This window comes from Thermoflexibacter ruber, assembly GCF_900113045.1.
Classification (GTDB): Bacteria; Bacteroidota; Bacteroidia; order Cytophagales; family Thermoflexibacteraceae; genus Thermoflexibacter; species Thermoflexibacter ruber.
Genome location: NZ_FONY01000005.1, coordinates 61038 through 82938 on the forward strand (window position 1 = coordinate 61038; position 21901 = coordinate 82938).

15 protein-coding genes are annotated in these 21901 nt (G+C 36.7%); 5 read left to right on the forward strand and 10 right to left on the reverse strand.

Annotated elements, in window-relative coordinates; translation table 11 throughout:
- Window positions 1–34 precede the first annotated feature (34 nt).
- The 5 genes from BM141_RS03930 to infC form a co-directional block, all read right to left on the reverse strand.
- The gene (locus BM141_RS03930; protein ID WP_091540393.1) at window positions 35–1318 is read right to left on the reverse strand and encodes a DUF1015 domain-containing protein; all 1284 of its coding nucleotides are present in this window, start codon (window positions 1316–1318) and stop codon (window positions 35–37) included.
- A gap of 50 nt (window positions 1319–1368) precedes the next feature.
- Window positions 1369–4497, reverse strand: a complete 3129-nt coding sequence (locus BM141_RS03935) for a type ISP restriction/modification enzyme (RefSeq protein WP_091540395.1) — start codon at window positions 4495–4497, stop codon at window positions 1369–1371.
- Window positions 4498–4721: 224 nt separating this feature from the next.
- Entirely contained in the window at window positions 4722–5066 is a 345-nt protein-coding gene (rplT, locus tag BM141_RS03940) for a 50S ribosomal protein L20 (RefSeq protein WP_091540398.1), read from the reverse strand.
- Window positions 5067–5154: 88 nt separating this feature from the next.
- Complete coding sequence (gene rpmI, locus BM141_RS03945) at window positions 5155–5349, reverse strand: 50S ribosomal protein L35 (RefSeq protein ID WP_091540402.1); 195 nt, start codon at window positions 5347–5349, stop codon at window positions 5155–5157.
- 131 nt (window positions 5350–5480) lie between these two features.
- Entirely contained in the window at window positions 5481–6107 is a 627-nt protein-coding gene (gene infC, locus BM141_RS03950; protein WP_091540405.1) for a translation initiation factor IF-3, read from the reverse strand.
- 414 nt (window positions 6108–6521) lie between these two features.
- Here infC and BM141_RS03955 point away from each other — a divergent pair, with 414 nt between their 5' ends.
- Entirely contained in the window at window positions 6522–7499 is a 978-nt protein-coding gene (locus BM141_RS03955; protein ID WP_091540408.1) for a deoxyhypusine synthase family protein, read from the forward strand.
- Window positions 7500–7617: 118 nt separating this feature from the next.
- On the opposite strand, the gene BM141_RS23720 is transcribed toward BM141_RS03955, so the two are convergent.
- The 3 genes from BM141_RS23720 to BM141_RS03970 all read right to left on the reverse strand — a co-directional run bounded on the left by BM141_RS23720 (window position 7618) and on the right by BM141_RS03970 (window position 12597).
- On the reverse strand, window positions 7618–8901 hold the full coding sequence (locus tag BM141_RS23720) for a glycosyltransferase (protein ID WP_091540412.1): 1284 nt from the start codon (window positions 8899–8901) through the stop codon (window positions 7618–7620).
- Between the two features lie 108 nt (window positions 8902–9009).
- A complete protein-coding gene (gene secDF, locus BM141_RS03965) occupies window positions 9010–12090 on the reverse strand; it encodes a protein translocase subunit SecDF (protein WP_091540415.1) in 3081 nt (1026 codons plus the stop codon).
- A gap of 135 nt (window positions 12091–12225) precedes the next feature.
- Window positions 12226–12597 carry a hypothetical protein gene (locus BM141_RS03970; RefSeq protein ID WP_091540418.1) on the reverse strand — a complete coding sequence of 124 codons (372 nt, stop codon included), beginning with the start codon at window positions 12595–12597 and terminating at the stop codon, window positions 12226–12228.
- 192 nt (window positions 12598–12789) lie between these two features.
- Between BM141_RS03970 and BM141_RS03975 the strand changes: the two genes are divergently transcribed.
- The 3 genes from BM141_RS03975 to BM141_RS03985 all read left to right on the forward strand — a co-directional run bounded on the left by BM141_RS03975 (window position 12790) and on the right by BM141_RS03985 (window position 16497).
- Window positions 12790–13200 (forward strand): Dabb family protein, encoded by a 411-nt coding sequence (locus BM141_RS03975; RefSeq protein ID WP_091540422.1) that lies wholly within the window; start codon window positions 12790–12792, stop codon window positions 13198–13200.
- Between the two features lie 122 nt (window positions 13201–13322).
- Window positions 13323–15449: a putative porin gene (locus BM141_RS03980; protein ID WP_091540425.1), complete on the forward strand. Its 2127-nt coding sequence runs from the start codon at window positions 13323–13325 to the stop codon at window positions 15447–15449.
- Window positions 15450–15789: 340 nt separating this feature from the next.
- On the forward strand, window positions 15790–16497 hold the full coding sequence (locus BM141_RS03985; RefSeq protein ID WP_091540427.1) for a cell division ATP-binding protein FtsE: 708 nt from the start codon (window positions 15790–15792) through the stop codon (window positions 16495–16497).
- 47 nt (window positions 16498–16544) lie between these two features.
- On the opposite strand, the gene BM141_RS03990 is transcribed toward BM141_RS03985, so the two are convergent.
- Window positions 16545–18770: a peptidase domain-containing ABC transporter gene (locus BM141_RS03990; protein WP_091540431.1), complete on the reverse strand. Its 2226-nt coding sequence runs from the start codon at window positions 18768–18770 to the stop codon at window positions 16545–16547.
- 188 nt (window positions 18771–18958) lie between these two features.
- Here BM141_RS03990 and chrA point away from each other — a divergent pair, with 188 nt between their 5' ends.
- The gene (gene chrA / locus BM141_RS03995; RefSeq protein WP_091540435.1) at window positions 18959–20233 is read left to right on the forward strand and encodes a chromate efflux transporter; all 1275 of its coding nucleotides are present in this window, start codon (window positions 18959–18961) and stop codon (window positions 20231–20233) included.
- A gap of 477 nt (window positions 20234–20710) precedes the next feature.
- Here chrA and BM141_RS04000 read toward each other — a convergent pair whose 3' ends face one another.
- Window positions 20711–21853, reverse strand: coding sequence for a pyridoxal phosphate-dependent aminotransferase (locus tag BM141_RS04000; protein WP_091540438.1), 1143 nt, complete (start codon window positions 21851–21853; stop codon window positions 20711–20713).
- Window positions 21854–21901 lie beyond the last annotated feature (48 nt).

Consider the following 21901-nt stretch of genomic DNA (forward strand, 5'->3'; position numbering starts at 1 on the left):
TAAGTTCAAACTTCATGTTTTAAAGCCAAAACTTTTATATCATTCCTTCGATGCTTCCAAAAACAAAACCACTGATGACTTTAGGGTAAAAATACGTTGATTTTTGAGGCAGAGTATAACCACTTTGGCAAACTTGTTTGATTTGAGTAATGCTAACAGGATTGACGATGAAGGCAGCCTGTGCTTTGCCCTGCAATACTTCTGTTACACACTCTGTAAAATTGCGTTCATAATAGATATAAGGGCTACTTCTTTGCATTTTTCCTTCAATACCTAAGGCTTTTTGAAAAATGAAATAATGAAGCACTGTAAGGTCTAACTCTTTGATAATCTCTGGAAAATCCCATGAAATTTCTTTCAAACTGCTCTCATGTAAAGTAATTTTAAAAGCACTGTCTTTGAATATTACTCCAAAAGTCCATCTTTTCCCACTAATTATCTCGTTCAAATCAAATACCCTGTCGACAGATTTAACGGTAAAATATTTAGCTAAGTTTTCTAAGAACGTGCTTTTGTCAAAATTAGCAAAATTTTTAAGCAGTCGGTGGGTAGGCAAAACTTTCAAATCATCGGACTCGCTATTGGTAAGGAAAATTAAGTGAAAATGATAACCCTCTTCGCCTGTAGCTAAAGAATTTTTTTTCATTTGCTTGTGCTTAAGCAGTAGGGAACTTTCGTATCGGTGATGACCGTCTGCCAAAATAATTTGTTTGTTTTTCAAATGATTCATAAAGATTTGAATAGTCTGTTCATTTTCTATTCTGGCTAATACATCTCTAACTCCTTGATAATCTTCAGTTTGACAAATTGGATTTTCCATAGCCTTGTCCATGTATTTTTCTAAGAGATGCTGTTGGTCAGTATAGATGCCATGAGTCGGGCTGGTATGCAGTTGGGTTCTTTCTAAAAGTTCTACACGGTCATTCACAGCATGAGGAATAGTATTCTCGTGCCTGAGCAGTATGTTATCTTCCCATTCATAAACTCGTATCATACAAATGAAACCTTTGCGACAAAGAGTTTCTGTATGCTCTGGCAACGAAAAATACTGGTAATATACATAGATAGCAGGCTTTTCATCTTGTATAATGATACCCTCTTTTTTCCATTTTTCTAATGTTGTCAAAGCTACTTCACCTGCACTTTTTCCATTCTGTAGCAAAGGGACAGAAAGATGAATACTGTTGTAAGGTTGATGATACAATTTTTGCCTTTGGGCTTCAGAAACCACATCAAAAAGTGGTGCTGTTAGCTGGTTGATGTTAGGAATTAAAAAATCATTGTATCGCCATGCGCGAAAAGGGCGAATATCTGCCATACTTTAAAAGAGTATAAAATACTAAAAATAAATTACTTATGAATTTCCGCTTATATCCAACTGCTTGTCAGTCCGTCTATTTCTTTCATTAGTTCTATGGAATGAGCTAAAGCCTTGATAATCTGTTCTATTTGCTCTACTTCCAAGAGAATGTTTCTATCCTTTCGCTCTTTGAGTAACTTTTTCAAAACGGGGTAGCCACCAATGATAAAATTAAAAACTTCCTCTGAAACGTTATTAAAATACTGATTTTCATTGATGTATATTCTCCCTACTTGATTTTCCACTACATAATCTATTTTTTCCACTATGTTGTTGCCCTGCCCTATAAAATCACCAAGTGAGCCAAGTTGCTTCTTTTTGAGCAAATGACAGTCTATCAACTGTTTCCCTAAGTCAGAAAGTTGCTTGAAAATATGCTTATCTTCTGTAAATGGTATCTTGGGGAAGTCTATTTTCAACAATTCGGCATATCTCTGACGATACGAAGGGCTGTAAAGTACTGCATAGAGGTAGCCAAAAATTTCTTGGGGGGAAAAATAGCATTGATAATATTCGTCTATGTATTTTCTAAAATTGGCAGTGAAATTCTCCTCTTTCCTATAATTACCATTTTTTCCACTGTATTCTATCTGCGGCTCGCTCACTTGATTTCCAAAAAATATTTTCTCAATGCCATTTCGCAAGATATATAGGGGGAAAACCACAGCTCCGCCTCGATAAAACAAATTTGTATCAGAAATCTTATCTGTAACAAAACTTAAATTCCACTCATTCCCACCAACTACCCGCCCTGCCCTTCCAGAAACAAGTGCAATGTTGCTGTCTTGGATATTCAGCATGATTTCTTTTCTTGGTCTATCAATCAGAATTTCGTGAAAAAATAAAATCCTATTGTCAAAAGGTCTGTATTGGCAGACTTGATAAAACATATCCTCCTCTTTCAACTTCCTCAAATCTTCTCTTTTTTTGTTCAGGGAGAAAGTGGGAGAATTTTCTAATTGATATTTCTCCACTATTTTTTCATTAGAGATACCTGCATTTTTCAAATCAGCTATTCTCTTTTTTAGTTCTGTTTTGTCAAAAGCATACACAAAATGATCTCTGTGTGTGGTTATGCCAGATGATTTTATTTGAAAAATATCATTTATGCTCCAAAACTTATTGTAAGCATTCTTTAGAGTAGGACTAATTTCTTGAAATAAATAGAGTGGTGATTCGGGTACAAACTCTTGCCACTGTATAGCATTGATATTTTCTTTCAAACATTGTGCATACTTTGCCTTTCGCGTTCCATAAAAGTCAGTATAAAAAAACTTGGTAGGCAAACCTTTTTTCTTGATAAAGAGAGAAATCGCTACCCCTTGTTCTATGTCAAAAATGTTTTCATCTCGTCCTCCCTCAGGCGTTTTTTCCTTCATCTTAGCATTCCCATGTAAGTTGATGAAATACATCTGATTAAATGTATTCATCAGGCTTTGCCTCATACCCAAAAAAGTTGGATTAAACAAAAAAGTATGGTTAGTAATTATCCCCACTATTCCCTCCTCCACTGCATCTATCTTATCTTGTGCAAAACGGATAAACTTCACATAATCATCTTGTAAGCCTTTGGGATTTCTTTCCTTAATTTTTTCTCCATCAACAAAATAATACGTTTGCATTTTTTGCAGAATCCATTTTCCCTTGTTCTTGGAGTGATAAGCATACGGCGGATTCCCTGTAATAACTAAAATGGGTTTTTCTTTGATTTGTTGTGCTTCTCGGCTTTCTTCTGTCAGGGCAGGAAGAAAGGGGATTCTAATTTGGCTCGAGATAGGCTCAAGCGTATTGGTCAGATATACTTGCAGTCTTTCCTTGCTTTTCAGTTCGTAGCCATTGTCTTTCAAGAATTGCGAAAGTTTTAAGTGAGCAATAGTATAAGGAGCAATGAGGTACTCGAAGCCAAAAATATTTTTTAGGATATGTTCTTTGATAAGCAGTTCCTTTTTACCCGAATCTTTGGGCAACTTCTCAAAAATTTGTTGCAATATTTCTATTAAAAATGTACCTGTGCCTGTGGCAAAATCCAAAACGGTAACTTGCTTGCGGTCTGCCAAACCTTCCTGTATTTGAAAAGTATTGACAAGTACATCGTCAATGGCTCGAACAATAAAATTCACCACAGGAGAAGGAGTGTAATATACACCTTTTGCTTCGCGCAGTTTTTTGTCGTAAGCAGCTAAGAAGTCCTCATAAAAATAAATGTATGGGTCTTTGATAGTGATGTTATCCGCATCTTTTCTTTTTTGTGTAAAAGACAACGTTTCTTGGATAGCACGCAGGTCAAGGCGATTCATCATGGTCAAGACCTCCTCCACAATCCACTTCGTTTGGCGGTATTCTTCATTGTCCAACTCATCAAGGAAATTGACAAGTTCCCTAATCAGTTCAAAAGAGGTAGGAATAAATTTTTTTGCATTATATAGATTTACTGCCTGAGTATCAGCATTTAGTTTGGCAAGGAACAAGCCATAAGCCAAATTTTGAGCAAAAGTATCCGCAAATTCCTCTATGGAAAGTTCTTGGAAAATGTAGTCTTTGAAAGTTTCGTAGAGTTGATAAAGTCTGCCGTCTATGCGTTCGTTTTCCTGCCTTTGTAGCTCGTCATGCAGAAAGTCTTTCAGTATTCTTGCACGTATCGCCAAAGCCTCCGCCAATTTTTTTGCATCGCTGATTTCTTTGGGGGCTTGCGAAAAAAAAGAACTGATAAGCCCTCTTACCGCACTCACTTTGATAGGGTCAAGTCTTTTGCGTTTATCTGTTACTTCGGTCAGGAAACAGAGCGTTTCTCTTGCTTGTATTTTTCCCTCTTTTAACCAAATCCAATCTATATAGTTAGTAATGAGAATATTATCTGAAAGCGATTGGTATTTTTTTATCTGTTCGGTTTTAAGGATTTTATCTAAATTTTCCTCTATTTTTTTATTTTCTACATAGCCAATGATGCTTTCTGTGTGCGTAATTTTGAAATCTGGAGCACCAAACTTGCCTTCTCGCTTCGGTTCGTGTAAGATTTTGATGTTTTCTCCTGCTATGCCTTCCAACAACTGCTGGAGATGAGTGCGATGAGAATGTTCTGTAATTTCATCAATTCGATGCGCTTGCAGTGCCTCAAAATATTTTTCAAAATCAGTCATTAATAAATATATAATAAATATAAATACCCGTCAGGTGTTTTAAAAAGTTTAATTATTTTTCTTTTGAATATCCCTTATTAGTATAGGTCTGACTTTTCAAACCACTGTGGTACTGTCAGCTACTATCTTTGCCTATCATCAAGAAAACAAATTTAAAGAGAAAAATAAAAAAGGCTAATTTCTTTTGAATGAAATTAGCCTTTGGAGTATGAATTAGTACTATTTTACTTTACAGCATCTACTACTGCTTTGAACGCTTCTGGGTGGTTCATGGCTAAGTCAGCCAATACCTTGCGATTCAAACCGATACCAGACTTGATGACTTTGCCCATAAACTTAGAATAGGACATGCCGTGCTGTCTAACTGCGGCATTGATACGTTGAATCCACAGGGCGCGGAACTCTCTCTTTTTCAACTTACGCCCTACATAAGCGTGTAATAGACCTTTTTCAAGGGTGTTTTTGGCAACTGTCCATACATTTCTTCTGGCTAAGAAGTTGCCCTTTGTCAATTTTAAGATTTTCTTTCTTCTTGCTCTTGATGCTACTGAATTAACCGAACGTGGCATAATTTTTAATTTTTAATTTTTTAGTGATGGCGACCTCTCCCTGAGGTACTTTAAAAGCCAATTCCTTGGTTGTTTGATGAAATGTAGCTTAGGCGACTAACATTTCTTTGATTCTTGGTGTATCTACCTCAGAAACAAGTGTAGAGTGAACCAAACGACGTTTTCTGTCCTTGTGCTTTTTAGTCAAAATGTGATTTTTGAAAGCGTGCTTTCTTTTCACTTTGCCTGAAGCAGTCAGTTGGAAACGTTTTTTTGCACTTGATTTAGTTTTTAACTTAGGCATTGTAATAATTTTTAAAAACTATAAATTTTGATGTTTGAAATATATAAATAACTCATTGGGCTATCAGCTAAAAGCATTACACTCTATCAGTTGTGAGTGTAACATCTGTTATTTTCTAACCGCAATGAAGGCTATTTCTTTGGAGCTGCCGACTTAGGCGAAAGCATTAATATCATGCGTTTTCCTTCTAACTTAGGAAGTTGGTCGACCTTACCTACTTCCTCTAATTCCTGAGCAAACTTAAGCAAAATCAGCTCACCTCTTTCTTTGAAAACAATAGTACGCCCCACAAACTGTACATAGGCTTTTACTTTGTTGCCCTCTTTCAAAAAGTTTTCAGCATGTTTTAGCTTGAACTCGAAATCGTGTTCATCTATGTTAGGACCGAAACGAATTTCTTTAACTACTGTTTGATGTGTTTTCGCTTTGAGTTCTTTCTGCTTTTTTTTCTGCTCGTACTTAAACTTCGAGTAGTCAATAATCTTGCAAACAGGGGGATTGGCTTTGGCTGATATCTCTACTAAGTCCAATCCTTGTTCTTTTGCTAACTCTAATGCTTTCTTAAAAGGATAAATTCCTGTTTCTATGTTTTCTCCGACTAACCTAACTTCCTGCACACCACGAATTTGCTCGTTAATGCGGTGAGAGTCATCTTCCTGATTTGGATTTCTAAACTTATTTTTGTTGAAATCCTTGTTAAATGGTGGCTTATCTCCGCCCCCTTTATTGTTGCCTCCTTTAAAGTCTGGATTTGGCATTCACAAATCGAGTTTGATTAATAAAATATTATATTTTTATTGAAAATTTTGTTTGAACTAAAACAAGATTGATTTTGAAAAACTCTAATATTCCCTATGCTGAATAAACCAGTAACTGATTGTACTCAAAGCTATTAGAACTTTACTGTTTTTTTAGTAAAACTTGGTCTGCAATAAAAAAGCAAGTATATTTTATAAAGTCAAATACTTACCTTCCTTGATTTAGCTTGCAAAATTAGGAATATTTTTGAAAAATAGAAAGTTATCTATAAAATTTATTTAATACCAAAATCTAAGTCAGTAAATAATAAAAATTATCGAGTAATAAACTTACATTTATTCCCCGAATGTTTGTTTTATATCTAATTTTGCGCCCAAATTCATTTTGCATACAATATAAATTTTTATCACATCATGGCAAAGGGTGCAATTTCTCAATTTATAGAAAAAAATTATTTACATTTCAATGCTGCAGCTTTGGTTGATGCAGCAAAAGCATACGAAACTCACCTCGAGAATGGAGGCAAGATGTTCATGACCTTAGCAGGGGCAATGAGTACGGCAGAGTTGGGTATTTCTTTGGCAGAGATGATTCGCCAAGGGAAAGTTCACGCTATCTGTTGTACGGGTGCTAACTTAGAGGAAGACGTTTTTAACTTAGTAGCTCATGATTTCTACAAACGCATTCCTCGCTACAGGGATTTAACGCCTGACGATGAGTGGGACTTGTTGGAGAATGGCTTTAATAGAGTAACTGATACCTGTATCCCCGAGGGAGAGGCAATCAGACGCATAGAAAAACATATTTTGGAGATTTGGAAAGAAGCTGATGCTAAAGGAGAAAGATACCTTCCTCACGAGTTCTTTTATCAACTTTTGAATAGTGGAGTTTTAAAGCAATACTATCAAATTCCTCCAGAAAATAGCTGGCTGCTTGCCGCTTGTGAGAAAAATCTACCTATCATCGTTCCGGGCTGGGAAGATTCTACTTTAGGAAATATTTTTGCTTCTTATTGCTTTACTGGCGATTTGAAACCTTCTACGATGAAGTCAGGAATAGAGTACATGACCTACTTAGCCCAATGGTACTTAGATACTTACAAAAATACCAGTGGTATTGGCTTTTTCCAGATAGGCGGAGGTATTGCGGGCGATTTCCCCATTTGTGTAGTACCTATGCTCAAACAAGATTTAGAAATGGAAGAGGTAAGTTTTTGGGCATATTTCTGCCAAATTTCGGACTCTACCACCAGCTACGGTTCTTACTCTGGTGCTGTACCCAATGAAAAAATTTCATGGGGCAAGCTACACAAGACCTCTCCTTCTTTTGTGATAGAGTCAGATGCTACTATTGTGGCTCCTTTGATTTTTGCTTATGTGCTGGGACAGTAAATGATTTAATGAAGGGGGGTATAATAGTCATTTTTAAAGAAGCACTTTTGTAATAAGTTTACTTTCAATGCTAAACAAAACCCTAAGAATGTTGAAAATTCTTAGGGTTTTTGCTTGTTTACAATGAATCATAAATATCCAGGTATTGCTTAGCTTGTGCTATTGCATTAAATTTTTTAGCACTTTCTTGTGCTATTTTTTCCCTATCAAACCTATATTCTCCCTCATAAAATTTTATCAATTCATTAGCAAGTAATTGATAATCTGACTTTTCACAAATAATTCCATTTTTTGTATGTTGGATAGCTTCAGGAATCCCCCCCGTTGGGAAAGCAATGACAGGAGTACCGCAACAGATAGCTTCAATCATTGTATTGGGGAAATTGTCTGTCAGACTTGGCAAAACAAAGACATCTGCTGCGCTGTAAGCCAAAGCCATGAGGAGTTCGTCCTGAACAAATCCTAAGTATTTGACTTTTTGAAAGTGAGTTAGTATATTTTTCTCATCTCTCCCTAAAACGAGATATTGATAATCTGTTTTCGCCTCGATTAACTTTAATGCCTCAAATAAAATGTGAAAGCCTTTGTAAACATTGTCTATACCATCTGCAACAAACAGTAAAGTTTTTTTATTCTCCAAGCCTAATATACCTCTCGCCCACTCTGAGGGATATGGTTTAAAAACCTGCACATCTAAGCCGTTATGAATACAGTAGTTTTCATATTTGGAAAATAATAAACTCTCTGCTGACTGTTTTTGTAACCAATGGGATGGGCTAACAATTTTTAAGCGCTCTATTTGGTGGAGGCTCTGTAGCTTGATTTGCAGATTACGGTTGTGTGTTTTTTGTAGCGAATCAGAAGGATGGGGAATTTGCTGACCCATTTGTACTTCAGAGATAGAAGTTCCCCACGCATAGTGCAAGCCACCACTGAAAGGATTGAGGTCATGCAAAGTCCATACAATAGGCTTATCGCCAAATAGGGAATGATTTTTAGAAAAGAAAGAAGGATAGTCAAGCCAGCCTGCTACCCAGTGCAGATGAATAAGGTCTGCTTCTTGATATATTGGACTTTGGGTAATATCATCTAAGGTATTAGGAAAGCTAAAACCCATGCCTTTTTCTTCTCCTCCGAGCATGCTTTGCTGCTGATGATAAATATCATGTGGACTTTCTAAGCCTAATTTTACTTTGATGCTTTTTTTTAGTACTCTAAGTAAAGAAATAGGCTCTACCAAAGGTTCGTAAATATGCTTGTTGGGAATATTGCGGTTGCTTTTTCCTAAAGTAAGAAAATGGGAATCTATACCTAAGCTAAGTAGGGCTTTATGAAGGCGTATGGCGGCACTCGCGGCTCCACCTACATCTAAAGTACTGATATGAATAACTTTACCTTTCAAGTCTTAATTATTTATATTTTTACGAGCCAATTTTTCTAAAAATATAAAAAACCTTGCATAGACAATAGTACTACACAAGGTTTTAACGGATAAAATTTCAAAATTTGATTATGCCTTTGCTACTTTGCCTTTAGAAGTAGTTGTTTTAGCTGTTACCGCAGGTTTTACTGCTTTTTCCTCTTCCATTTTCTTGTATTCTGCTTCGCTAATTGTTTCTGCCAAAGTTGCCGTAGCAATGAAGATAGAAGAGTAAGTACCAAATATCAAACCTACAATCATAGCAAAAGAGAAGCCTCTGAGTACCTCGCCACCTGAGATAAACAGGATAAATACTACAATGAAGGTAGTGAAAGCAGTCATAAAGGTACGGCTTAGGGTACTTCCTACCGCTTCGTTCAGTGTTTCGGCAATAGTCGCTTTTTCAGTACGATTATTCAAGTATTCTCTTACGCGGTCAAATACTACCACTGTATCATTGATAGAGTAACCAATGATAGTTAAAATCGCCGCTACGAATACTTGGTCGACCTCATAGGAAAGTCCTAAGTTTCTCACGATCGCTGTCATAGCAATCGTAATCAATACGTCATGGAATAGGGCTACTACTGCTCCCAAGCCAAACTGCCACTTGCGGAAACGCAGCACAATATAAGCAAAAATAGCTAATAAAGAAGTTAAAACTGCCCAAAAAGCAGAATCCCTGATGTCAGAAGCTACAGTCGCTCCCACTTTAGAAGAACTCAGTACTTGTGGATTTAATTTTGCAAAATCTTTCAAGCCATTTTCCAAAGCAGCTAAAACTTTTGCATCGGCTTCATCAGAATCGTCGTCAATCAAGTATGCTGTAGTAACTTTTACTTTGTTAGTAGAGCTATAAGTTTTTACCTCTGTACCCTTGTTTTCAAAATCATCAATCAAAGCAGTACGAATATCGGAAGCAACTACTTTCTCGTTAAACTCTACCACGAAAGTACGACCTCCTTTGAAATCTACGCCAAAGTTCAAACCTTGTATGAAAGCTAACGCCAAGCCAATGACGATAATGCTACCAGAAAGGATATAAGCAATTTTTCTCTTTCCTACGTAGTCATAGCTTACATTGGTAAACAAATTTTTAGTGAACGGTGTTGCAAAAGAAAGTTTAGTGTCATTGCCTTTTTTCGCTACTATCCACTCTATCAAAACCCTTGTAACAAATACAGCAGTGAAGAATGAACAGAAAATACCTATCATCAAAGTAGTAGCAAAACCTTTGATAGGTCCTGTACCGAAAGAGAATAAGAAAAAGGCAGTCAATAAAGTAGTAACGTTGGAGTCAAAGATAGTCCAGAAAGCCCTATCAAAACCTAATTTTATTGCTTCTAATAAACTTCTACCGCTACGCATTTCTTCTTTGATACGTTCAAAAATCAATACGTTTGCATCTACCGCCATACCAATAGTCAATACGATACCTGCAATACCAGGCAAGGTGAGTGAAGCATTGAACTGAGCCAAGATACCAATGATGAAAAATACGTTTACCATCAAAGAAGCATTGGCGACCCAACCACTTACTGCGTAGTAAACTCCCATGAAAAGTACTACCAATAAGAAGCCTACCAAAGTAGAAGTCAATCCTTGTTGGATAGATTCCTTACCCAAAGAAGGTCCTACTACTGCTTCTTCCACTATCCTTGTTGGTGCAGGTAACTTGCCTGCTTTCAAGATATTAGCCAAGTCTTTAGCTTCCTCAATAGTAAAATTGCCAGTAATAGAGGACTGCCCACCTGCAATTTCATCTTGTACTACGGGAGCAGAATACACAAAATTATCCAAAACAATCGCGATACGACGGTTCACATTTGCTCCTGTGAGTTTTTTCCAAGCTCTTGCACCCTCTGCGTTCATGCTCATAGAAATATCAGGTCTGCCTCTGTCATCAAAACCTTGACGAGCATTGGTAATTACCTCACCACCAAGAGGAGCTTTCGCATTCTTGCCTTTTTTAATGGCATACAGCTGATAATATTGCTTTCCGCTTTTGTCATTTTTATCTGCTTGAATAGGCTTCACGTCCCACATAAACTTCATATTGGCAGGAAGTAAAGCCTTTACTCCATCATCGTTCAAGGTACGGTTTACCATTACGGTATCTGCCGCTTCGTAAACCAAATCAGGAATACCAGGCACCATGACCATTTTAGACAAGAATAATGAAACCCCCTCAGGCTGAGTAGGCGTTGAATCTTTCTTTGCTAAGTTGGCTGAGTCGTTAGCAGGAGTAACCGCATTATTTGCTGTTTTTGCACTGTCGCTGTCTGCCGATTTCAAAGTATCGTTAGAAGCGACCAAAGCAGAAAGGTCATTGGCTTTGGTAGTGCTATCTGTTTGATTATTGCTGACTTTTACTCCTGATGCCTTTTCCTTCTTTGCCATGTACTCATTTATTGCAATCAAGTACTGATTGTATTCATCTCTTTCCCATACTTCCCAAAATTCTAACTTTGCTACCCCTTGCAAAAGTTTTCTTACTCTTTCAGGATTGTCCACTCCCGGAAGTTCTACTTGGATACGTCCTGTACCCGGAATACGCTGTACATTAGGTTGTGTAACACCAAACTTGTCAATACGAGTTTTGATAATTTGATAGGAACGGTCTATTGCTCCCTCTACCTCATTGGTAATGATGCGTTTAATTTCTGCATCGCCAGTAGTTGGGTCTATTACGCCTTGATTGGCAGAATTGGCAAAGATTTTCCCTAACTGACCCTGCCCCGCTAATTTTTCGTATTCGTTGAAAAAGATAGAAGTAAAACTTTCTTGGCTACCTTTGGCATCTCTTGCCGCTTTGAGGGCTTTTCTGAAGTTTTCATCTTGGCTATTATTCGACATTGCCGTAATGATTTCCGAAGGAGAAACCTCTAATATTACGTGCATCCCCCCCTGCAAGTCAAGACCCAAGTGCAACTCATGGTCTTTTACTTCTTTGTAGGTATATTGGGCAAAACCCAAGTCATAGACAGGAAGATTCCATACAGAATCTATATATTTTTGCTTTTTATAAAAATCCACATTTCCTTTGGCATCTGTAGCATACTCAGTGGCATCACTTTGCACGCTTGAAGATACCAAAGAAAAAGATAAATAATACAAGCAAAGCAAAGTAACTATGATAGTTACGGCTGTGATAAAACTTTTGTTCATCATAAACTTAGTGAGTTATGAGTGTAAATGATAAGTTAATTTTTTGTGATTGATTAGATAGATTTAGATAAATTTTGATATTTTAATAACACATATTGCTTACTATTAATAACTTGCAATTGCTCGTTACTAATTCCTCTAAGGTGCATGGACACAAATAGAAGTATAAAAAAGCGTAACGAAATACGCCAAAGGAGTGATTTCTTGGTGATAAATGAGATTGATTTTCTCTGGAACGAAAAATTCAATCCAAGTAGGTAAGCAGTACCAAACTTTGGTAAAGTCCCACTGCAAACCAGCATTGACTACGGCATGAAAAGGTTTTTCAATGAATTTTTCTGTTTCATTACTTCCTTCTTCTCCTGAGTTATCCGTCTGATTAACAATTTCTTTCTTCTTAATTTGCTCTTTCTTCGTATAGGAATGTGCTACATTGCCTAACAGAGAAAAAACTGTTAAGAATAGAAATAAAAAGCTATAAATCTTGAATATCGTAGTCTTCGTAATCATTTCGGTTTGACTGTTCCCTACTTTTGGAAGTGCAAAAGTAAAAAGAAATTTTAATTATGCTCAATACTTCCTCAAATTTTTTGTCAAAGTATCTATCAAAAAAAATAAGCTATACGTTTGCAACTTGCGTAAATTTATACTTATTTCACATCGAATTGCTTAGTCAGACTGTTTTACTAAACTATCAAATTCATGAGAAAATTAAAATTCAGATGGATATTTTTTAGCCTCTTATTTTTAGTAGGTGTCAGTATTAGTGTAGGTTATAATTTTAAAACTCAACATAAAAAAAAGCAAATGACAGCACACATTGTTTACTTCTGGACAAATCCTAATCTTTCTGCTGCTGACAAAGAAAAATTTGAAGCAGGGCTTCGCAGTTTATTAAAGATTAAAAGTATCAAACAAGGATACGTAGGCAAACCCTCTACTACTGAGGCAAGAGATGTAGTAGATAACTCTTTTGCTTATACACTTATGCTATTTTTTGATGATGTTAAGGGACATGACGCTTATCAAATAGACCCTATTCACCTCAAATTTGTAGAAGAAAATAAACAGTATTGGACAAAGGTAGTTGTCTATGATGCAGATACGATGTAAACTTTGCCTTGCTTACACTATTCGCATACGTTAATAAAGTAAAAAAAATATCAGATTTCTAAAATACCCACTAATTTTGCCTTTCATTAAAAGTCAAAATTAGTCAATCAATTTTATTAAAAGTGCGGCATAGCTTCATATACGTATTTACTTTTATCTTATTTTTTTCTAATATCTATATTACACAGGCTCAAAATCCCAATCTGCCCCCACAAGGCTCACCTGCGGATACTGCCAAAAGTAAAAAGGATTCTATCCGATACGGACCTAATACGGTGAGTTACCTCTATGAATGGGAACTCTACTATAACCGCGATAAGATAAATCCGAAGATTTTAAAAGATACTACACTCAAAATGAAGGCACTGCATTATGCTGACACCTTCATCACCAATATTCATCGTTACAATGCTATTCAAAAGAATAACAATACTTTTCAAGACTTGGGCGTGTATGGTACTGCTGCACAGTCTATTTTTTATGTCGCTCCCAAGGAAATAGGCACGCGTTTAGGTTATAACGTATATGATGAATACCTGTGGCAACCTAACAAGGTCAAATATTACAGTTCTTTTTCTCCTTATACAGAACTCAATGTACTATTAGGCGGTATAGGACGCTCTTATGTCAATGTAACTTTGGCAAGGAATATTCGCTTCAATTGGAGTATGGGGCTGACGTACAGGCGAATAGATGCCAATAAAGTCTTTGGCAGAAATAGCAGACGTAATGATGCCTATGTTACCAACGAAACCTACGGAGCTTATAGCAAGTATTATAGCATCAATCAGCGTTATAAGATGATGGCACACTTTTCAGTGTATAACCATAATGTCAATGAAAATGGAGGGTATGCTTCGCAAGTCCAAGCCCTTCAAGAAGATACTATTAGAAATGACCTCAAAGAACTGCTTGACCTGAACATTGCCCAATGGAGATACCGAATCAATACCACAGGCGAGCCTATTCAAGCCACTCAAGGAAGAACGCTTTTCCGAATTTATCATCAATACGCTTTGTTTGATTCTACTCAACAAGACTACCTCCAAGTTTTTCATATAGGAGAATGGACACGTCAAAAAAACAACTATATAGACAGCAGATTCCGAGATAATTTGCGATACACTATCGGCAATCGTTCTATTTGGAGTGGGGTCTATCCTAAGCAGTTTTATTTTGATACTCTTGCCCTTTTCAATCCTCCTGCTGTCAGCGATGCAAATGTCAATGTTGTCAAAGACCCTTTTTATAAAACTACCTTTACCCAATTGGACAATCATTTTGGCATCAAAGGCAAGGCTAATCAATTTGATTATAGGGCTTATTTTAGAGTAAGAACTTATCAGTTACAACATGACTTCATCGCTACTTCACAGTACATCAATCCCGAAACAGGACAAACAAGCAAGATTAATCTCCCAACTTATGAAAGAGATACCCTGAGAAATCAATACTTTGTGGGAGGTAGCTTACATTACCAGTTTTCTGATTCTGCCTATTTAGATGTAGAGGCAGAATATTTGTTAGCCAAAGATTTTCGCTTGAAAGCAGAATTTACTAATAAATTCTGGACGGTGGGGCATGAGCAGGTGCTTTACTCCCCTACCCTATTGCAGAAACGAATGTACGGCACATTTTTTAGGTGGAATAATGATTTTCTCAATACATTTTCCGTGAGAACTTATGGAAATCTAAATATTAGGTTGCCGCATCTCCTTTTACAACCCACTGCCAACTTTACTAATCTCAGTAATTACGTGTATATCGACTCTACTGTTACCGCAAGACAAACCACAGAAAATATTAGTATTCTCCAAATAGGGCTAAACGCAACAGCCTCATGGAAAAATTGGAGAATGAATACTAACTTGTTGTATAGTAAAAACTTAGGGGCAGACTTTATCCGTATGCCTGAATATTTTGTCAATTTGCAACTCTATTATGAAAAAATGTTTTTTAGAGGTGCTTTATTTGGGCAAATCGGGACTGATATTCACTATAAATCAGCCTTTTATGCCAATGGATACTCTGCACCACTTCAGCAGTTTCATCTCCAAAATCGCTTTACTACCGATAACTATATTGTAGCTGATTTCTTTTTTAATTTCAAAGTAAGCAGAGCCATGCTATTCATCAAAGTGGTCAATCTTTTACAAGATGTAACCCGTCCGGGCTACTTCAATACACCTATATATTTGGCTCAGCCTCGTTCTTTTGAGATTGGCATTAATTGGTTGTTTTTTGATTAAATACAAAATGTAAGTATTTATAGCCGTTATTTTTGTTGGCTAATATTTTATAACAATGGAAGTTTTTTGGTATTGTTGTTTTAGCAAATATTTCACGCCTACGGCGTTTTTTCTATTTGGGGGCTAATTTTGCTACAAAGATACCAAACCTACGGCTTTGAAAATAAAATCTTTGTAGAAAAAACGGATACCATTGTAGCAAAAGTCCATCAGGGCTGTAATCTTTGTAGAAAAAAATAACAACCATCAACCACACCCTTTGCAAATGCCTTCCTGTGATGTATATTTTAAGGAATTTTGATATTTTTGCTCTAAAATTTGAACCACAAACGAACTAAAAATGGAAAATGAGAAAATTCTGATAGCCAAAGAGGTAAGTATTTCACACGGCACGCAAAGCGTGGTTCAGCATATACATTTTTCTATGGAGAAGGCAGAGTTTGTCTATCTTATTGGCAAAACAGGAAGTGGGAAAACTTCTTTGCTGAAGACTCTATACGCTGAACTTCCTTTACAAAAAGGGAATATACAACTACTTGGTTATGAGCTCAGTAAATTAGACAGAAAAGAAACGCCTTTTCTCAGAAGAAAAATGGGCATCGTTTTTCAAGACTTCCAACTTTTGACAGATAGAAACATAGAAGAAAATTTGTCCTTTGTGCTTAAAGCCACAGGTTGGGATAATCGGAATAAAATTAAACTACGCATTGGGCAGGTATTGGCTCAGGTAGGCTTGTTTGATGTAGAGAAAAAAATGCCTCATCAACTTTCCGGTGGCGAGCAGCAAAGGGTTTCTATCGCAAGGGCTTTGCTCAATGACCCTATTCTACTACTTGCCGACGAGCCTACCGGTAACTTAGACCCTGCCATAGCCAATGAAATTGTTGAATTGTTCATTAGGATTAATCAAGGAGGAACCGCAATTATTATGGCTACTCATAATCACTTCTTTCTAAAAAAATACCCTGCAAGAGTGCTTTGGTGCGAAAATGGGCAGGTCAAAGACATTAGCAAAGAAGAAGTAAAAATGAAGATGACAGAACCGTAAGAAATTGTAAAACTTGTGTCATTTTGTGTCCTTGTGGTAAGCAAATTTTAACTTCCCAATTCCAACTGATTCTTTACCAATTGGTAATATAGTCCTCTTTTATAAGTAAGTTCTTCATGTGTGCCTATCTCAGCGATTTCACCTTTGTTTAGCACTACGATTTGGTGGGCATTTCGCACCGTACTGAGGCGGTGAGCAATAACCACTACCGTTCTTCCTTCGCAATACCTGTCCAATTTTTCAGTAATTTCCTTCTCGTTATTGGCATCTAAGGCACTTGTTGCTTCATCTAAGAAAATAAAGTCAGGGTTTTTATACACTGCTCTGGCAATGAGAATTCTTTGCTTTTGCCCTTGGCTTAACCCTAAACCCTCGTTGCCTATTTTGGTGTTGTAATTCAAAGGTAAACTTTCTATGAAGCCTTTGATATTAGCTATTTCCGCAGCAAAAAATAGCTTAGTTTTGTCTATATTTTCATCAGAAAAAGCAATATTGCGAGCTACAGTATCTGAAAAAATAAAACCATCTTGCATCACTACCCCGCACTTACTTCGCCAAAGATGCGTATTGATTTGGTCTAAGGGCATACTACCCAAGCGAATCTCCCCTATTTCTGGTTGGTAAAACTTCAAAAGCATTTTAAGCAAGGTCGTTTTTCCGCTTCCGCTTGCCCCTACAATCGCTGTAGTCTTGCCATAAGGAATGGTCAAATCTATTTTGTTCAGGATATAATCAGAGTGCGGATTGCCATAGCGAAAATGCAAATTTTTAAATACAATATCCTTATTTTCTGGAAGTATAAAAGCCGTACCACTCAAATCTCCTTCTGCCTCTTCTTCTTTGTTGTGGATTTCCCCTGAGCGTTCTAAGCTAATTTTGGCATCTTGGGCTTCATCTGCAAAGTTGATAAAAAGTGCCAATACACTATTTAACTGTCCTAAAATAAAGGTTACAGACATCATCATACCCAAAGTCATAGAGCCATAAATGACCTCTCTGGCGGCAATAAATGAAATAATGATATTTTTTAACTCATTGATAAATGCAGCCCCAACGTTCTGATAATGACGTAGTTTTAGTCCTTGTGTATCTATTTTAAATAGCTGAATTTGTATTTTTTCCCATTCCCAACGCTTCTGCTTTTCAGAATTGTTGAGTTTGATTTCTTGCATACCTGTAATGAGTTGAACTTCATTGCTTTGGTTGGAAGAAAGTTGGTTAAAACGCTTGTAGTTGAGGTTTTTACGCTTTTCCAAGAAATTGAGAATCCAGATGACGTAAATGATACTGGAAACAAGAAAAACTACAAAGATAGTAGCACTGTAAAACAGCAAGATAGCCGCAAAAATAATAAGATTAAAAAGAGAAAAAGCAATGTCCAAAGAGGAAGAGGTCAGGAAGTTTTTTATCTTTTCATGGTCACGAATGCGCTGAAGAATGTCCCCCATGTTGCGTGCATCGAAAAATGAAATAGGTAACTTCATGAGTTTCATCAAAAAATCAGACACAATGTAAATATTTACTCTCGAAGTAACGTGCATGAGAATCCAACTCCGCAAAATCTCTAAGGAAGTTTTGCCCACAAAAAGCATTAACTGAGCTATCAAGATAGTATAAACAAAGCCCAAGTCTTGATGATTTATCCCAAAGTCGACCAATGCCTGCGTCAAGAAGGGAATAATCAAAGTAAGAATACTACCTGTAAATAAACCAATAAACAACTGAATGATGTAACGGCGAAAAGGAATTAAATATTTGAAAAAGAACTTATAATTAGCCTTATTTTCAACAGTTTGTATATCTTCCTTGTAAAAATCAGGGGTAGGTTCTAAGAGCAAAACAAAACCTTCTTGCTCATCAGTTTGCAGTCCTTTGAGCCAAAATTTGACAAACTCTTTATCAGTATAATTAATCAAACTTGTAGCTGGGTCGCCTACGATAACTTGGTCAGATTTATTTCCTTTTCCTTTGATAATGTCATAAATTACAACAAAGTGTTTTTGTTGCCAATACGCAATGCAAGGTAGTGGTGCTTCATCTCTAAGCAATTCATAAGACGCTTTGACTGCCATTGTCCTCATACCTATTTTTTCTGCCGCATCGCTTAGTCCACGAATAGAAACCCCCTGACGGTCAATGTAACAATTATCCCGCAAGTATTGTATAGGAAAGGTCTTTCCAAAATACTGAGCAACCATTTTCAGGCAAGTAGGACCGCAGTCCATTTGGTCTAACTGTTGGAAATAAGGTAGTTTCTTTTTCTTAAAAAACATTTTGCTGCATTTTTCTGTGTATATCTTGGAATCCAAGACAAAACTTTAGCCACAATGATACAAAAAATTATTACAAGTAATTTTGTCTTATCAAAAGTTGTTTTAAGGAATCCATTGTACTAAGATTGCTACTATAATTTAATGATTTTTGAATAATATGTAAAACTATTTACTAATTTGCAAAAACAATGGCTCTGTGTAGTTGGCAACTATTATTTTTTGTACTCAACTTGTTTTCCCAAAAATTTTTCGTGAGCTATTCTGATAAAACTTTTTTAAAAGATGTTTTCTTGATAACTATTAGTGCTTTTGGAGGTCCTCAGGCACATCTTGTTCTTTTTTTTGAATATTTAGTCAATAAAAGAAAGTATCTAAATGAGGAAGAACTAACCGAACTCATAGCACTTTGTCAAATGCTTCCCGGTCCTTCTTCTACTCAAACCCTGCTTGCGATTGCTTATAAAAGAGGTGGTTTCAAGTTAGCCATGCTTACTTTGCTCATCTGGATGTTCCCTGCTTTTACCATTATGACTGTCATTGCCCTATTCATTACCCAACTCAAAAACCTACCTGAAATGAGCAAAACCTTGCAGATTGCTCAATTTGTTCAGCCTATGGCAGTAGGTTTCGTTGGATATGGAGCAATCAAAATTACTCAAAAGTTAGTAAATACCAAAACAGGGTTTGCCCTTCTTATTTTCTCTGCCTTAGCCACCTATTTCTTGCGTAGTCCATGGGCTTTCCCAGTAGTAGTGGTTATTGGTGGTATGGTAACTGCCCTAAAATATGAAAAACAAGAGAAGATGGAAAAGAAAAAGTTTGTCATAAGTTGGCGATATTTCATCGTCTATGGAGGCGTTTTTATCATTGTTGCTTCTTTAGGTCTGATTACCAAGTCCATGCCAAACTCCGAAGCGATTTCTTTGCCAATACGTCTATTTGAAAATTTTTACAGAAATGGCAGTTTGATTTTTGGTGGAGGGCAGGTACTCGTTCCCGCTCTCTACAATGAGTTTGTGGAATTTAAAAAATATTTGAGTTCTGATGAGTTCTTATCAGGCTACGCCTTAGCCCAAGCTGTACCCGGTCCTGTATTTGCATTTAGCGGCTACATAGGAGGGCTTTCCATGCGAAATTTTGGAACTTGGGGCATCTTGATAGGCAGCTTTGTGGCTTCTGCTGGAATTTATTTGCCGGGAGCTTTTATTTTATTTTTCGTTCTTAAGTTTTGGGAGCAACTTAAACTTTATCGTCCTGTCAGAGCCTCCTTAGAAGGAATTAATGCGGTAAGTGCAGGCATGGTCATCGCCGCTATATTTACTATTTCGGAAAATATTACTCCCAATCTGACTAATATTGCTATTGTTGTACTTACTTTCTCTGCTCTTATGTTTACCAAATTAGCCCCTCCTATCATTATTTTAATTGGTATTGCTTGTGGAATAGGCTTTTCGCTTTTATAAAAATGTATATTCTCTTTACCTAAAATGTATGATTAATGTAAGTAAAATCACTTTTTGTAAAGAAAAAAAAACAATTAGTTAATTTTGAAAGGATATTTTATGGTATCTAAGCCTAAGTTTTCTTAAAATTGTAAAAAGATGAAAAACACTTATATAAGTATAAAAATATGATAAACAATATTTTATTAGATAAAAACCGCTATTTATCAAATTAAAAAATTACAATTTCTCTATTTTGATTTTTTCTAAGTTACTTATGTAGCATTATTGACTAAAACAGTTTTTATAATTGGCAAAATATGCTGACCTTTGTATCAGCATAATAATATAAAGTTTTTAGGTAGAAGCATTTAGGAGAGTACAGCGGCTCGTAAATGTAGAGATGGGACAGCCCCCGTAGTATCTACGCGGGCTGTTTAGCTTTTTTATAAGATACCTCTATCTGTCTTAATAACAAGAGGTTAAGAAGTCCTAATATTATGACTGCCAAACCTTTTTTAGCACTTCTGCAAAGACTTGCATCTCTTCCATTGTACCTATGCTTACCCTTCCCCACTTCTCTTCGTTTTCTGCAAACATTCTGACCATGACGTTATTTTTTGCCATATCTTTCACAAAATCAGAAGGATACTTTGCCAAAGAAAAATATAAGAAATTGGTATGCGACGGGATATAAGGAATGTTTAAGGCTTCTAATTGGGAGGCAGTAAACTCTCTTGCTGCTTTGTTTTTCTCCAATACCGTCTTGATAAACTCTTGGTCGTCTAAGGCGGCAGTAGCAGCGGCTATGGTAGTCATGCTAGTCGTAATACTTCCACCTTGTTGCATATCATCTAATTTCTTGATAGTCTGCGGGTGTGCGATTGCATAGCCAAAGCGCAAACCTGCCATGCCATAGACTTTGGAGAAGGTGCGTCCAATGATAATATTTTGATTAGAAGCTACTAAGCTCGCCATGGTAGGACGGTCAGGAAGAAAATCTATGTATGCCTCGTCTATGAATACCGCCGTTTTTTTACTTGCTTCTATGCAAAAATTTTTGATTTCCTCTGCACTAACTATCGTTCCTGTAGGATTGTTAGGGTTGCAAACTTGTACTAATTTCGTCTTGCGATTGATTTTGCCGAGCATGGCATTGAGGTCGTGTTTTTTGTCTTTGGTAAGGGGGACATTTACGATTTCTACGCCCAAGTTTTTAGCATATTCTCCTAAAAGCCAAAAGGTTGGGAAAGCAAAAATCATGTTGCCTTTGTCTTGACCATAATAGCACCCCAAAATCCCCAAAACTTCGCTGGAGCCTGCAGTCAGCAAAATATGCTCCTTGCTCAAACCTTCTATCTCGGCTAATTTTTGTTTTAGCTTATCTCTTTCCCCTGTGCTAAAGCCATAGCGGTTGCCATTCATCATTGCCTCTGTAATTGCTTTTTGTGCTTTGGGAGGGATACCGTAAGGATTCTCATTGGCATTCAGCCAAATGGGGCGATTGGTAACGTCGAGTAATTCAGGGCGTTGGTTGCTGGCAAAGCCCGTAGGCGTAGCAAAAATCTCTGGTGCGGCGGTGATGCCCGCTGCAAATACTGCAAACTGTTTTAAAAAGTTTTTCCTTGTAACTTTTTCCATGATAATCAGCAATTTAAGTAATAAATAAATCAGTCAGAGTAAGCTAAA

Bases quoted from the DNA above. Each gene is read 5' to 3' on its own strand.
- BM141_RS03930 (WP_091540393.1), bottom strand. From the start codon at position 1,318: ATGGCAGATATTCGCCCTTTTCGCGCATGGCGATACAATGATTTTTTA.
- BM141_RS03935 (WP_091540395.1), bottom strand. From the start codon at position 4,497: ATGACTGATTTTGAAAAATATTTTGAGGCACTGCAAGCGCATCGAATT.
- rplT (WP_091540398.1), bottom strand. From the start codon at position 5,066: ATGCCACGTTCGGTTAATTCAGTAGCATCAAGAGCAAGAAGAAAGAAA.
- rpmI (WP_091540402.1), bottom strand. From the start codon at position 5,349: ATGCCTAAGTTAAAAACTAAATCAAGTGCAAAAAAACGTTTCCAACTG.
- infC (WP_091540405.1), bottom strand. From the start codon at position 6,107: ATGCCAAATCCAGACTTTAAAGGAGGCAACAATAAAGGGGGCGGAGAT.
- BM141_RS03955 (WP_091540408.1), top strand. From the start codon at position 6,522: ATGGCAAAGGGTGCAATTTCTCAATTTATAGAAAAAAATTATTTACAT.
- secDF (WP_091540415.1), bottom strand. From the start codon at position 12,090: ATGATGAACAAAAGTTTTATCACAGCCGTAACTATCATAGTTACTTTG.
- BM141_RS03970 (WP_091540418.1), bottom strand. From the start codon at position 12,597: ATGATTACGAAGACTACGATATTCAAGATTTATAGCTTTTTATTTCTA.
- BM141_RS03975 (WP_091540422.1), top strand. From the start codon at position 12,790: ATGAGAAAATTAAAATTCAGATGGATATTTTTTAGCCTCTTATTTTTA.
- BM141_RS03985 (WP_091540427.1), top strand. From the start codon at position 15,790: ATGGAAAATGAGAAAATTCTGATAGCCAAAGAGGTAAGTATTTCACAC.
- BM141_RS03990 (WP_091540431.1), bottom strand. From the start codon at position 18,770: ATGTTTTTTAAGAAAAAGAAACTACCTTATTTCCAACAGTTAGACCAA.
- chrA (WP_091540435.1), top strand. From the start codon at position 18,959: ATGGCTCTGTGTAGTTGGCAACTATTATTTTTTGTACTCAACTTGTTT.
- BM141_RS04000 (WP_091540438.1), bottom strand. From the start codon at position 21,853: ATGGAAAAAGTTACAAGGAAAAACTTTTTAAAACAGTTTGCAGTATTT.